Raw genomic sequence first — 13,379 nt, forward strand, 5'->3', positions numbered from 1 at the left:
TGACATGTCACACGCAGTGTCCGGCCGGGGCTCTGTCCTGGTTGTGTACGCGCCATGAGGACCCCTCTCCGCCCCACGAGTCCCCTGAGCGCCGCCGTCCTGGGGGCCGTCGTGGCCGCCGGACTGCTCACCGCCGCCGCCGCCCCCGCGAGCGCCGCGCCGCAGCCCCTGGTGCCCGCGCCGCTGCCCCAGAGCGACGTCCTCGCGATGGAGGTGCTGGCCCTCACCAACGACGCCCGCGCCGCGGCCGGCTGCGGTCCGCTGCTGGTCAACGACCCGCTCGTGGCCGCCGCGATCGAGCACTCCGGTGAGATGGCCGCGACGGCCCGGATGTCCCACGGGGGCGCCGGCGGCAGCACGCCCCGCACCCGGCTGGGCGCGCTGGGCGTCGCGCCGCGGCTGACGGCGGAGAACGTCGCCGCGGGGTCGTTCACGGCCCGCAGCCTCGTCGACGCCTGGCTGGCGAGCCCCGGCCACCGCCGCAACCTCCTGGACTGCGACCTGGGCTTCGTCGGCATCGCCCGCTTCGACACCCCCGAGGGCGCCTACTGGACGCAGGTCATGGCCGGGAACTGATCCCCGGCCCCGAGGGAACCGCGCGGGCGGCCGGGACGTCGGAGCCTGACGGAGGGCGTCGTCGCGCGGGCGCCCGCAGGACCGGGAGGTCGTCGTGCCAGTCGCTCCCTGGTGGGAGGAGTTCGGCTCCGCCGCGTCCGACGACGCCGACGGTGCCGCTCCTGCGCCCGCCGGTCCTCCGCCCGCCGCAGCACCCGCCGCCGACCCGCTCGAGGTCCGCCGCACCCCGCGCCGCCGCCCGCGGGACCTGCTGGCGCTGCAGGTGAGCGCCGCCGTCCTCGCGGTCGCGCTGCTCGGCCTGCTGGGCGCCCTCGCCGTGCGCGGCGGACCCGCCGCGAGCGCCGGGGCGGTGGGCACCCCCGCCTCCTCCGTGCCCAGCTCCGCCCCCGCCTCGCCCACGGCCCCGCCCGCCACCGACGACACGGCCGCCCTGCAGGAGCTCGAGGCGCTGCGGGCGCGCGGGCTCGCGGAGCACCCGCCGGCCGGTCAGTGGGCGGCGCAGCTGGCAGCCAAGAGCATCGGCACGACCGACCCGGCGCAGGTCGCGACCAACGGCAGCCACACGTTCTACGCGGGCGACATCCTCGCCCAGAGCCGCGCGATCGCGGCGGGCCCGGCGGGGGCGGACGTGTTCGTCCTGCGCAGCGACGACTACGGCAAGGGCTCGATCGACGCCCGCGGCAACCCCTACTGGACGACCCTCGCGGCCGGCCCGTTCGCCTCGGCGGCCGACGTGCGCACGTGGTGCGACAGCGTGTTCGGCGGCGTGCCTGCCGCGACGCGCGGCAACGTGTGCCTGCCCCGCCAGCTCCTGCCGGTCGGCTGAGCAACCGCTGACTACGCTGCGTCCCACGCGGGAGCGGGGAACCGGCGCGGGGGCGCCGGTGTGCGAGGGGGAGACGTGAGCGAGCGGGTCGAGCAGTCAGCCGAGCAGGAGCGCGGGCGGGGCCCGTCGCGTCCCGGGGGTCACTACCGGGCGCGGGCCCGCCGCCGGACGCGGGCCTGGCTGATCGCGGCCGGGGTGGTCGTCGTCGGCGGTTACGCCACGGCCGCGCTGGCCCTCGGCGGCACGGCGCCCCGCGGCACGACGATCCTCGGCACCGACGTCGGGGGAGCCGACCGCGCCGGGGTGCGCGACGCCCTCGCCGCCCCGGTCTCCGCGCTCACCGCGGCCCCCGTGGCGCTGCGCGTCAGCGGGGCCGGTACTGACGTCGACGCCTCGCTCGCCCCGGCGAGCGCGGGCCTCGCCGTGGACGTGCCCGCGACGGCCGAGCAGGTCACCGCCGCGGCCTGGGACCCCCGCGTGCTCTGGGACCACGTCGCCGGGGGCGGTGAGCAGCGCCCCGTGGTCGACGTGGACCGCTCCGCGCTCTCGGCCGCGCTCGCCCCCGTGGCCGCGAGCGTGCGGACCCCGGCCGTCGAGGGCGCCGCGACCTTCCGCGTCGACGGCACGGCCGTGGCGCCCGTCGTCCAGCAGCCCGCGAAGGGCCGCGACCTCGACGTCGCCGCCGCCACCGACGCGGTGGCCCGGCAGTGGCCCGTCGCGGGTGATGGCCCCCTGACCGTCGCGGCGCAGGGGACCTCGCCCAGCGCGGACGCCGACGAGGTCGCGGCCGCGGTCGACGCCGTCGCCGTGCCCGCGGTCACCGGCGACCTCGTCGTCGCCGGGGGCGGCCGCGAGGTCGCCCTGCCGCCCGCCACGTTCGCGCCCGCCCTCGCCGTCCGGCCCGTGGACGGGCGGATGCGGCTGGTGACCGACGGGGCCGCGCTCGCGGCGGTCGTCGTCGCGGCCGAGCCCGGCTTCCAGGTCGCCGCGCAGGACGCCGTGATCCGCATCCAGGCCGGGGCGCCCGTGGTGGTGCCCGCGGTCGACGGCACCGAGGTCGACCCGGCGGCGCTCGCGAGCGCCGTGACCGCGGCCCTCGCCCCCGCCGCCTCGACCGCGACCCCCAGCGCGTCGAGCAGTCCCAGCGCGTCGAGCAGCCCCGGCCCGTCGGGCAGTCCGGGCGCGGCCGGTGTGACGCGCCGGGCCGAGATCGCGCTGACCGCGAAGCCCGCCGCGGTGACGACACAGGCGCTGCAGGACCTGGGGATCGTCGAGCGGATCTCCACGTTCTCCACGACCCTGACGCCCGACGCCGACCGCACCGACAACATCCGGATCGCCGCGGCCTCGCTGGACGGGACCGTCGTGGCACCCGGCGCGGAGTTCTCCCTCAACGACACCGTGGGCGAGCGGACCCCCGCGCGCGGCTTCCACAAGGCGCCCGTCATCAGCGGCGGCAAGCTCGTCGACGACTACGGCGGCGGCGTCTCGCAGCTGTCCACGACGCTGTTCAACAACGTGTTCTTCGCGGGGCTGGACGAGCTCGAGCACAAGCCGCACTCGTTCTACATCTCCCGCTACCCCGAGGGCCGCGAGGCCACGATCGACTGGCGCAGCATCGACAACCGGTTCCGCAACGACTCCGGGCACGGCGTCTACATCGAGGCCGGGATCGTCGGGAACCAGGTGACCGTGTCCTTCTACGGCACGCGGTTCCGGGAGGTGCGGGCCGAGAAGGGCCCGCGCACGAACGTCACGTCCCCGAAGACGGTCTACGACACCAGCGCGTCGTGCTCGACGCAGGCCCCGCACGCGGGGTTCAAGGTGCGTGTCACGCGGATCATGACGCCCGTCGGGGGCGGCGCCGAGCAGCGCGAGAACTTCGACACGACCTACAACGCGGTGAACCGGATCGTCTGCGGCCCCGACCCGGCCGCGCGCCCGGCGCCCACCCCCACGCCGACCCCGACCGCGCCGGCACCCGTGGCGCCGGTCCCGCCCGCCACCGGCTGAGCCGACCCCCGCCGCCCGCGGCCGCGTTCAGGACGGGCCCGCGGCCTCCGATGACAGGACGGGGGCGTCCGCCTCCCGGGCGGGAGGGGACCGGCGTGACGACGCGACGCGCACCCCTGCACGACCTGCACCCGGTGGCCGACGGCCTGCTCTACGCCGCCGTCGGTGCCGTCGCCGGCGGCGTGCCCGCGATCTTCCTCGACGCGCTGCGGCCCGGGCCGGCCACGCCGTGGGTCTGCGCCCTCGTGTGCGCGGGCCTGGCCTTCGTGCGCTCCACGCCCGTGCAGCTGCGCCTCGGCGGCGGGCGCCTGGACAACCGGGCGCCGCTGCGGATGCTGGTCGGCGGGGCGGGCTTCACGGCGTGGCTGTGCACCCTGGGCCTGCCCTGGCTCGCGTGCGCGGCGCTCGCCGTCACGACCGTCGTCCACGTCGGGTGGTCCGGGCACCGCGCCGGGCGCTTCGGGCTGCTGCAGGGCGTCGTGACCGTCGTCCTGCTGCAGGTGGCCGTGCACCGCGGCTGGGTCCCCTCGATCGTGGACCCGCTCACGGGCGACGTGATCGCCGCCGTCGAGCTCGTGTTCTTCGCGGTCCTCGTCGTCAACGTCGGCCTCGTGACCCGCGACCGCGAGCGGGTCGAGCAGGCGCTGGAGGACGAGCGCGGCCGGCACACGCGCGACCTGCTGCACGCCGCGACCCACGACCGCCTCACGGGGCTGCTGGACCGCGCCGAGGTCGTGCGCCGGCTCGAGGGCGCGCTGGCGCACGCCTCGCCGTCCGCGCAGATCGCCGTGTTGTTCGCCGACCTCGACGGGTTCAAGGCCGTCAACGACACCCACGGCCACGACGGCGGGGACCGCGCGATCGTGGCCGTCGCCGCACGCCTGCGCGAGCTCGTCCGCGACGACGAGCACGTGGCCCGCCTGGGCGGCGACGAGTTCCTGATCGTGCTGACCGGGCTGCCCGGCGAGGAGGCCGCCCGGGCCGCGGTCACCCGCGTCGAGGACGCCGTCACGGCCCGCTACGACGTGGGCGGCGCCTGGGCGCCGCTGGGCGTGAGCATCGGCCTGGCGCTCGCCGCCGCCCCCGTCCCCGCGGCCGCGCTGGTGGCGGCGGCCGACCTCGCGATGTACGAGGTCAAGGACCGGCGCCGGCCCGCGCGGGCCGAGGCGCGGGCGGTCGCGGCCGCGCCCGTCCCGCCGTCCTGACGGGACCCGTGACGCGGCGGGCCCCGCGAGGCAGGATGGCGGCGTGCCCACCCTCCACCTCACGCAGGACGACGCGGCCGACGAGCTGCTGAGCCGGGACCCCCTGGCGCTGCTGCTCGGGATGCTGCTGGACCAGCAGGTCCCCATGGAGTGGGCGTTCTCCGCGCCGCGGCTGCTGGCCGAGCGGATGGGCACCCCGACGCTGTCGGCCCACGACATCGCCACCGCCGACCCGGACGTCCTGAAGGCGCACTTCCAGGGCCCGCCGGCGCTGCACCGCTACCCCGGGTCGATGGCCACGCGCGCGCAGGGCCTCGCCGCGGCGCTGGTGGAGGACTACGACGGGCGCACCGAGGCGCTGTGGGACGACGCCCCCGACGGCGTCACGCTGCTGCGGCGCGTCGGGGCCCTGCCGGGCTTCGGGGCGCAGAAGTCGAAGATCTTCGTGGCCCTGCTGGGCAAGCAGTACGGCGTGCAGCCGCCCGGGTGGCGCGAGGCGGCGGGGGACTACGGCGCCGAGGGGGCGCGGCGCTCGATCGCCGACATCGTCGACGCGGCGTCGCTGCAGGAGGTCCGCGCCACCAAGCAGGAGCTCAAGCGGGCCGCGAAGGAGAAGGCCGGCTGAGCCTCGTCGGCTGGGCCTCAGGCCTCGTCGGCGGGGGCGTCGTCGCCGTCGTCCGGCACGGGCCACAGGTCGAGGTCGACCCGGACGCCCGGCAGGGCGGCGCGCAGCCGGTCGTGCAGGCGGTGACCGTCGTCGGCGTACGTCGCCTCCGAGCGCGGGGAGTCCCACGCGCACAGGTCCAGCGGGTGGTGCTCGTCGAAGTAGTGCTGCCACGCGAGGAGCTCGCGGCAGAGCGCCTCCTCGACCCCGAGCTGCTGGAGGTCGGTCAGGACGTAGCCGCCCAGCTCCGCGGGCGCCCACACCGGCGTCGGCGCCAGGTAGTCGCTCATGAGGCGCAGCCGGTCGTACTGCGGCGTGCGCTGCAGGAGGTTCCGGAACACGGGGCCGTCGGGCACCGCAGGAGGATAGGCCGACGCCGCGCGCGCCGCCACCGGCCGCCGGGACCTCGCGCGGGCCGGTCGGGCTGATCGCCTGCGCCCGCGGCCCCGCCGTCCCTAGGGTCGGGCCATGGACGCTGCAGGAGCGGTGGACCCGCTCCTGGTGGCGGTCTGGCAGGAGGTCGCCGACGGCATCGTCGTGCTCGACCACCGCGACTGGCGCATCGTCCTCGTCAACCCCGCCGGGGCCGCCCTCTTCGGGCGGGACGCGGCTGCGGTCGTCGGCCGCCCGCTGGGGGAGCTGTTCCCCGCCGCCGTCGGCTCGCCGTTCCACGAGGGCCTGCGCCGGGCCCGCCACGCCGCCGGCCTCGTGACGTGGACGGGACCCTTCCCCGGCACCGCGATGACGGTCGAGGTCCGTGCCCGCAGCTTCGACGGGCGGGTCCTGTGCGCGTTCCGCGACGTCACGGCCGCCGCCGCCCTCGAGGCGGAGCGCGACGGGCTCCTGGGGTCGCTGCAGGAGAGCCTGCAGCACGCGCAGGACCTGCTCGCGCTGTCCGAGGCCCTCTCCGCCACGAGCACGGTCGACGACATCGCCGAGGCCGTCATGCGGGTCGCGGGCACGTCCTTCGGGGCCGACCACGCGGCCCTGACGGTCGTCGACCACGACCGCCGCGTCCTGCGCACCCCCTACCTGGAGCGCGTCGGCACCGAGGCCGTGCGCGAGTGGGGCGACATGCCGCTGGACGGCCCGGGCCCCGGCACGGAGGTCGCCCGCACGGGCGTTCCGCTGTTCCTGGGCCAGGCGGAGCTGCAGCGGCGATACCCCGAGCTCGCCCCGCGCTGGGAGCGGGTGCTCGCCACGGCCGTCCTGCCGCTGGGCCCGCCCGGCCGGGTCGAGGGCCTGCTGGTCCTCGTCTGGTACGTCGAGCACGCGAGCGCCGACGCCGAGCAGGTGCTGCTGCGCGCCTTCGCCTCCTACGCGGGGCAGGCGCTGGAGCGGGCGTCGCTGCTCGCCGAGCGCACCGCCACCGCGCGCACCCTGCAGCAGTCGCTGCTCACCAGCGAGCTCCCGCAGGCGGCGCACCTGGAGCTGCGGGCCCGGTACGAGGCCGCGGGCGGGCTCGAGCAGGTCGGCGGCGACTGGTTCGACGGGGTCGTGCTGCCCGGCGGGGAGACGATGCTCGTCATCGGCGACGTCACGGGCCACGACATCGCCGCGGCCGCCGCCATGGGCCAGCTGCGGATCGCGCTGCGCTCGCTGGCCGTCGACCGCGACGACGCGCCCGCCCAGCTGCTGGTGCGGCTGGAGTCCGTCCTGAGCTCCCTGGGCGGCGAGCCGCTGATGGCGAGCTGCGTCGTGGGGCGCGTGGAGCGGGACGGCGAGCAGGGCCGGCGCTTCCGCTGGACCAACGCCGGCCACCCGCCGCCCCTGCTGGTGCTGCCCGGCGGCGAGGTGCGGTGCCTGGACAGCAGCCCGGAGCTGCTGCTGGGCGTGCGCGCCGGCACCCCGCGCACCGACCACGTCGTGGACCTGCCGCCGGGAGCCGTCGTCCTGTTCTACACCGACGGCCTCGTCGAGCGCCGCGGCTCCGACCTCGACACCGGCATCGAGCGGCTGCGCGCCGCCGCGGGGGTCCTGGCCGCGGGTGACCTGGGCGAGGGCCTCGAGGACGTGCTGACCACGACGCTCGGCGGCACCGCGGGCGGGGACGACGTCGCGGTCCTCGCGGCCCGCCTCCTGCCGCAGCGCTGAGCCGGCGGCCTCACCTACGATCGTCCGTCGTGGACCCCGAACACGTGGACGAGCAGGCAGCCGTCGAGGAGACGCAGGCCGAGGAGACACCGGCCGAGCAGGGTCCCGTCGTCTTCGAGGGCGTCGAGGGCCGCGCGCACCCCATCACGACCTACTTCACGCCGGTGCTGCACCGCCGCTGCGCGCCCGTCACCGAGTTCGGCCCCGAGCTGGTCCAGCTGGTCGCGGACATGTTCGCGAGCATGGCCGCCGCCGACGGCGTGGGCCTGGCCGCCAACCAGATCGGCGTCGACGCCCGCGTCTTCGTCGTGGACTGCCCCGACGAGGACGAGGAGCAGGTCGTCGCGCACGTCGTGAACCCCGTGCTCGTCCTGCCCACGGGCCGCAAGCGCCGCCTGGACCTCGACGGGGAGGGCTGCCTGTCGGTGCCGGGGGAGTACGCCGACCTCGCGCGGCCCGACCACGCCGAGGTGCGCGGCGTCGACGTGCACGGGCAGCCCGTGACGATCGTCGGCACCGGCCTCCTGGCGCGCTGCCTGCAGCACGAGTGCGACCACCTGGAGGGCGTCGTCTACGTGGACCGGCTGCCCCTGGAGCAGCGCACCGAGATCCTCGCCGCGGCGGGCCTGAGCGCGTGAGCGCGCCCACCCTCGGCCACCCGGTGGTGCTGGGGATCGAGACGTCCTGCGACGAGACCGGGGTGGGCCTGGTCAGCGACGGCGTCCTGCTCGGCGACGCGCTCGCGTCGAGCATGGACGAGCACGCGCGCTACGGCGGCGTCGTGCCCGAGGTCGCGGCGCGCGCCCACCTGGAGTCGATGCTGCCCGTCCTGGAGCAGGCCCTGCAGGCCGCCTCCCTCGACCTGGCCGCCGTCGACGCGGTCGCGGTGACCGCCGGCCCCGGGCTCTCGACCGCCGTGCAGGTCGGGCTCGCGAGCGCCAAGGCGCTCGCCTTCGCCCTCGGCAAGCCGCTGTACGGCGTGCACCACCTCGCGGGCCACGCGGCCGTGGACGCCCTCGTGCACGGGCCGCTGCCGCGCCGCTGCGTGGCGCTGGTCGTCTCGGGCGGGCACACGTCGCTGCTGCTGCTGGGCGACCTGGCGCGCGACCCCGTCGTGCACCTGGGCGACACGATCGACGACGCGGCGGGGGAGGCCTTCGACAAGGTCGCCCGCGTGCTCGGCCTGCCCTACCCGGGGGGCCCGGCGATCGATGCCGCCGCGCGGGCCGGGGACCCGGCCGCCGTCCGGTTCCCGCGGGCCCTGACCCGGCCGGGCGACGCGCCGTACGGGTTCTCGTTCTCCGGCGTGAAGACGGCCGTGGCCCGCTGGGTCGAGGCGCGCGCCGACGCGGGGGGCGAGGTTCCCGTGGCCGACGTCGCGGCGTCGTTCCAGGAGGCCGTCGCCGACGTCCTGACGCGCAAGGCGCTGGCCGCGTGCCGCGAGCACGACGTGGACGCGCTGCTCGTCGTGGGCGGGGTCGCGGCCAACTCCCGCGTGCGGGCGCTGGCCGAGGAGCGCTGCGCCGCAGCGGGGATCGAGCTGCGCGTGCCGCCGCCGCGGCTGTGCACCGACAACGGCGCGATGATCGCCGCGGTCGGGGACCTGCTCGTGCGCGGCGGGGCGCCCGCCTCGGGCCTCGCGCTGGCCGCCGACCCGTCCGCCCGGCTGACCGGCGCGCTGCTCAGCGGCCCCTGGAGCTGACGGGCACCCGGGGGCCACCCTGGGCGTTGACTCCGGAGACCGATCCGTCCCACCCGGCTGCCGGGGGGAGCACCACCGAGGGAAGGCGACCGCACGTGCCCATCGACTACTCCAAGCGCCCGGGGTCCAGCCCGGAGCCGACCCCCGAGCCCACGCCCCGCGCGGCCCCCTCGCCGGGCGGTGTCTCGCTGAGCAAGGTCACGCTGACGAAGTCCGCGCCCAAGGTGTCGCTGTCGAAGTCCGGTGCGGCGGGCGGCACGGTGCGCGTGCACCTGGCCTGGAACGCGCGCCCCGCGGGCGCGGCGCCCGCCGGCGGTGGCGGGTTCTTCTCCAAGCTCAAGGCGGCCGCGGCGCCGCAGGGTGGGATCGACCTCGACCTCGGGGCGCTGTACGAGTTCACCGACGGGTCCAAGGGCGTCGTGCAGGCCCTCGGCAACGCGTTCCGCGACCGCGCGCAGGGCGACCCGGTCGTCTGGCTCGACGGGGACGACCGCACGGGCGGCGGCGGCGAGAACCTGTTCGTCGACCTGCGCCAGGCCGCCAAGATCAAGCGCGTCCTGGTGTTCGCGTTCATCTACGAGGGCGTGCCGAACTGGGCCGCGGCCGACGCGGTCGTGACGCTGTTCCCCGCGAGCGGCCCCGAGATCGAGGTCCGCCTCGACGAGCACGACGACAAGTCGCCCATGTGCGCCATCGCGCAGTTCACCTCCGACGGCCGCGAGGTCGCCGTGCAGCGCGAGGTCCGCTACGTCCAGGGCGGTCAGCAGGCTCTCGACGAGGCGTTCAGCTGGGGCATGAAGTGGCGCACGGGGCGCAAGTGAGGCGGGCGTGAGCGCCGACGTCGTCAGCAAGGAGACGGCCGGGGAGCTCGTGCGGCGCGCCCGGTTCCGCACGGGCACGAGCTGGGCGCAGCTCGCGGCGGCCATCGGGCGCGACCCGGTCTGGACCGTCGCCGCGCTGCTCGGCCAGCACGCCGTGCCCGCGGCGGAGGCCGAGGTCGTCGGCGAGCTGCTGGGCCTGGAGGCCGCCGTCGTCGAGGCGCTGCAGGTGCAGCCGTACCGCGGCAGCGGCCGGCAGGAGATCCCGACCGACCCGACGCTGTACCGCCTCTACGAGGCGCTCGGCGTGTACGGCCCGGCGCTGAAGGAGCTCATCCACGAGGAGTTCGGCGACGGCATCATGAGCGCGATCAACTTCAAGGTCGACGTGCAGCGGCGCGCCGACCCGGGCGGCGACCGCGTCGTCATCACCCTCGACGGGAAGTTCCTCGACTACCAGTGGTGACGCCCGCCCCTCGGTGATCGTGCAGGGACGACCTGCACGATCACCGTGGGGGAGGGGGGCTAGCGTGGTGGCACATGAGCACTGCGCCGGCCGGGGCGACCACGGCGTCGTCCACGCTCCCCGCGGTCGGCATGGTGATCGGGGCCGCCGCGTCGGTGCAGGTCGGTGCGGCCGTCGCGAGCCGGCTCTTCGACCCGGTGGGCGCGACGGGCGCCACGGCGCTGCGGCTGGGGCTCGCCGCGGTCGTGCTGGTCCTCGTCGTCCGCCCCCGCGTGCGGACGTGGTCGCGGCGGCAGTGGCTGCTGTCGGCGGGCTTCGGCGTGAGCCTCGCCGCCATGAACTCCGCGTTCTACCTCGCCATCGACCGCATCCCCCTCGGCGTGGCCGTCACGTGCGAGTTCCTCGGCCCGCTCGTGCTGTCCGCGGTGCTGACGCGGCGCGCCCGCGACCTCGTGTGGGTGGTGCTCGCCCTCGTCGGGGTCGCGACGCTCGGGCTCGGCGGGGACGGCGCGGGCGGTGACCTCGACCTCGCCGGGGTCGCGCTGGCGCTGGTCGCGGGCGCGTTCTGGGCCGCCTACGTCCTGCTCAGCGCGCGGGTCGGCGCCGCCCTGCCCGGGCAGTCCGGCCTCGCGGTCGCGAGCGTCGTCGCCGGGGTGCTCGTCCTGCCCGCGGGTCTCGCCGGCGCCGGGACGGACCTGCTGCACCCCGCGGTCCTCGGCCTCGGGCTCGTCGTCGCGCTCGCGTCCTCCGTCGTGCCGTACTCCCTCGAGCTGGTCGCGCTGCGGCGCCTGCCCGCGCGGACCTTCGGCGTCCTGCTGAGCCTCGAACCGGGCATCGCGGCCCTCGTCGGCCTCCTCGCGCTCGGCCAGGCGCTGCCCCTGACCTCCGTCGTCGCGATCGCCGTCGTCGTGGCCGCCAGCGCGGGGTCGACGCTGTCGGCGCGCCGCGAGCGCGATCTGGCCACGCACCCGCACGTCCCGGGCGGCTAGCCTCAGCCCGAACCCGGCCGTGGCGGCCGGAGGACCCGTCGAGGAGGACGAACGTGAGCACCCAGGACAGCGCGCCCGCGCCGATCTCCGTCGCGCCCGACGCGGCGTTCGCGCAGCAGGCCGTGGCCAAGGCCGACCTGTACGAGAGGGCCGCCGCGGACCGCCTCGGGTTCTGGGCCGAGCAGGCCCGCGCCCACGTGGACTGGGACACCGACTTCACCCAGACCCTGGACTGGAGCGACGCGCCCTTCGCGAAGTGGTTCGTCGGCGGCCGCCTCAACGTCGCCGTGAACTGCGTCGACCGCCACGTCGCGGCCGGCCACGGCGACCGCGTCGCGCTGCACTTCGAGGGCGAACCCGGTGACACGCAGACCGTCACGTACGCGCAGCTGTCCGAGCAGGTGAACCGGGCCGCCAACGCGCTGACCGCGCTGGGCGTCGAGGCGGGCGACCGCGTCGCGATCTACCTGCCGATGCTCGTCGAGTCCGTCGTCGCGATGCTCGCGTGCGCGCGCCTGGGCGCCCCGCACAGCGTCGTGTTCGGCGGGTTCTCCGCCGACGCGCTGCACTCGCGCATCAACGACGCCGAGGCGAAGGTCGTCATCACGTGCGACGGCTCCTACCGCCGCGGCAAGGCGACCACGCTGAAGCCCGCCGTCGACGCCGCGATCGCCAAGGGCTGCCCGAGCGTCGCGGCCGTCCTCGTGGTGCGCCGCAACGGCGAGGACGTTGCGTGGAACGAGGGCCTGGACGTCTGGTGGCACGAGGCGCTGGAGCAGGCGAGCCCCGAGCACGAGGCGCAGGCCTTCGACGCCGAGCAGCCGCTGTTCATCCTCTACACCTCGGGCACCACCGGGAAGCCCAAGGGGATCCTGCACACCTCCGGCGGGTACCTCACCCAGATCGCGTTCACGATGCGCGCGGTGTTCGACCTGCGCCCCGAGACCGACGTCTACTGGTGCACCGCCGACGTCGGCTGGGTCACGGGCCACTCCTACGTCGTCTACGGCCCGCTGGCCAACGGCGCCACCCAGGTCATCTACGAGGGCACGCCCGACACCCCCGGCAAGGACCGCTGGTGGTCCCTGGTCGAGAAGTACGGCGTGACGATCCTCTACACCGCGCCCACGGCGATCCGGACCTGCATGAAGTGGGGCGAGGAGTTCCCGGCGGGCCACGACCTGTCCTCGCTGCGCCTGCTGGGCAGCGTGGGCGAGAACATCAACCCCGAGGCCTGGTCCTGGTACCGCCGCGTCATCGGCGCGGGCCGCACGCCCATCGTCGACACGTGGTGGCAGACCGAGACCGGCGGGCACATGATCACCCCGCTGCCGGGCGTCACGACGCTCAAGCCCGGCTCGGCGCAGGTGCCCGTGCCGGGGATCGTGGCCGAGGTCGTCGACGACGCGGGCGAGCCCGTCGGGCACGGCGAGGCCGGCTACCTCGTCCTCACCGAGCCGTGGCCCGCGATGCTGCGCGGCCTCTGGCACGACGACCAGCGCTTCAAGGACACGTACTGGGCGCGCTTCCCGGGCCGCTACTTCGCGGGCGACGGCGCCAAGCGCGACGAGGACGGCGACATCTGGCTGCTGGGTCGCGTCGACGACGTCATGAACGTCTCGGGCCACCGGCTCTCCACGGCCGAGATCGAGTCGGCGCTGGTCTCGCACCCCGACGTCGCGGAGGCCGCGGTCGTCGGCGCCACCGACGAGACGACGGGCCAGTCGGTCGTCGCCTTCGTCATCCTCCGCGCCGGGCACGAGGAGGGCCCCGACACCGTCGCGGACCTGCGCAACCACGTCGGCAAGGAGATCGGGCCCATCGCCAAGCCCCGCTCGATCATGGTCGTGGCGGAGCTGCCCAAGACGCGCTCCGGCAAGATCATGCGGCGCCTGCTGCGCGACGTCGCCGAGCACCGCGAGCCCGGTGACGTCACGACGCTGACCGACTCCACCGTCATGGACTCCATCCGCGGCGGCATGAAGGCCGCCGACGACTGACGTCCTGCACGTGATCTGCACCGCAC

The 13,379-nt window shown here is 76.2% G+C and carries 13 protein-coding genes; 12 read left to right on the top strand and 1 reads right to left on the bottom strand.

Annotated elements, in window-relative coordinates; genetic code table 11:
* Positions 1-54: 54 nt before the first annotated feature.
* From F1544_RS05740 to F1544_RS05760, 5 genes are all read left to right on the top strand, one after another.
* A complete protein-coding gene (locus tag F1544_RS05740) occupies positions 55-576 on the top strand; it encodes a CAP domain-containing protein (RefSeq protein ID WP_167583163.1) in 522 nt (173 codons plus the stop codon).
* Between the two features lie 94 nt (positions 577-670).
* Positions 671-1,402, top strand: coding sequence for a hypothetical protein (locus tag F1544_RS05745; protein ID WP_167583164.1), 732 nt, complete (start codon positions 671-673; stop codon positions 1,400-1,402).
* A gap of 75 nt (positions 1,403-1,477) precedes the next feature.
* The gene (locus F1544_RS26165; protein ID WP_167583166.1) at positions 1,478-3,415 is read left to right on the top strand and encodes a VanW family protein; all 1,938 of its coding nucleotides are present in this window, start codon (positions 1,478-1,480) and stop codon (positions 3,413-3,415) included.
* A gap of 95 nt (positions 3,416-3,510) precedes the next feature.
* Positions 3,511-4,620 (top strand): GGDEF domain-containing protein, encoded by a 1,110-nt coding sequence (locus tag F1544_RS05755; RefSeq protein ID WP_167583168.1) that lies wholly within the window; start codon positions 3,511-3,513, stop codon positions 4,618-4,620.
* A 43-nt stretch (positions 4,621-4,663) separates the two neighbouring features.
* Positions 4,664-5,245: an HhH-GPD-type base excision DNA repair protein gene (locus tag F1544_RS05760; protein WP_167583170.1), complete on the top strand. Its 582-nt coding sequence runs from the start codon at positions 4,664-4,666 to the stop codon at positions 5,243-5,245.
* Between the two features lie 17 nt (positions 5,246-5,262).
* Here the strand turns inward: F1544_RS05760 and F1544_RS05765 are convergent, their stop codons facing one another.
* Positions 5,263-5,640, bottom strand: a complete 378-nt coding sequence (locus F1544_RS05765; protein ID WP_167583172.1) for an immunity protein CdiI family protein — start codon at positions 5,638-5,640, stop codon at positions 5,263-5,265.
* A gap of 112 nt (positions 5,641-5,752) precedes the next feature.
* Here F1544_RS05765 and F1544_RS05770 point away from each other — a divergent pair, with 112 nt between their 5' ends.
* The 7 genes from F1544_RS05770 to acs all read left to right on the top strand — a co-directional run bounded on the left by F1544_RS05770 (position 5,753) and on the right by acs (position 13,353).
* Entirely contained in the window at positions 5,753-7,378 is a 1,626-nt protein-coding gene (locus tag F1544_RS05770) for a SpoIIE family protein phosphatase (protein WP_167583174.1), read from the top strand.
* Positions 7,379-7,407: 29 nt separating this feature from the next.
* Positions 7,408-8,016, top strand: coding sequence for a peptide deformylase (gene def, locus F1544_RS05775; RefSeq protein ID WP_308469892.1), 609 nt, complete (start codon positions 7,408-7,410; stop codon positions 8,014-8,016).
* A complete protein-coding gene (gene tsaD / locus F1544_RS05780) occupies positions 8,013-9,080 on the top strand; it encodes a tRNA (adenosine(37)-N6)-threonylcarbamoyltransferase complex transferase subunit TsaD (RefSeq protein ID WP_308469893.1) in 1,068 nt (355 codons plus the stop codon). The genes def and tsaD overlap by 4 nt, the downstream gene beginning before the upstream one ends.
* A 95-nt stretch (positions 9,081-9,175) precedes the next feature.
* Positions 9,176-9,901, top strand: coding sequence for a tellurium resistance protein (locus F1544_RS05785; protein WP_167583176.1), 726 nt, complete (start codon positions 9,176-9,178; stop codon positions 9,899-9,901).
* Positions 9,902-9,908: 7 nt separating this feature from the next.
* Positions 9,909-10,364: a cyanase gene (gene cynS / locus F1544_RS05790; protein WP_167583178.1), complete on the top strand. Its 456-nt coding sequence runs from the start codon at positions 9,909-9,911 to the stop codon at positions 10,362-10,364.
* 74 nt (positions 10,365-10,438) lie between these two features.
* Positions 10,439-11,353 (top strand): EamA family transporter, encoded by a 915-nt coding sequence (locus tag F1544_RS05795; RefSeq protein ID WP_167583180.1) that lies wholly within the window; start codon positions 10,439-10,441, stop codon positions 11,351-11,353.
* A gap of 53 nt (positions 11,354-11,406) precedes the next feature.
* Positions 11,407-13,353, top strand: coding sequence for an acetate--CoA ligase (gene acs, locus F1544_RS05800; protein WP_167583182.1), 1,947 nt, complete (start codon positions 11,407-11,409; stop codon positions 13,351-13,353).
* Positions 13,354-13,379: the final 26 nt, after the last annotated feature.

The organism is Kineococcus rubinsiae (assembly GCF_011839805.1).
GTDB lineage: Bacteria > Actinomycetota > Actinomycetes > Actinomycetales > Kineococcaceae > Kineococcus > Kineococcus rubinsiae.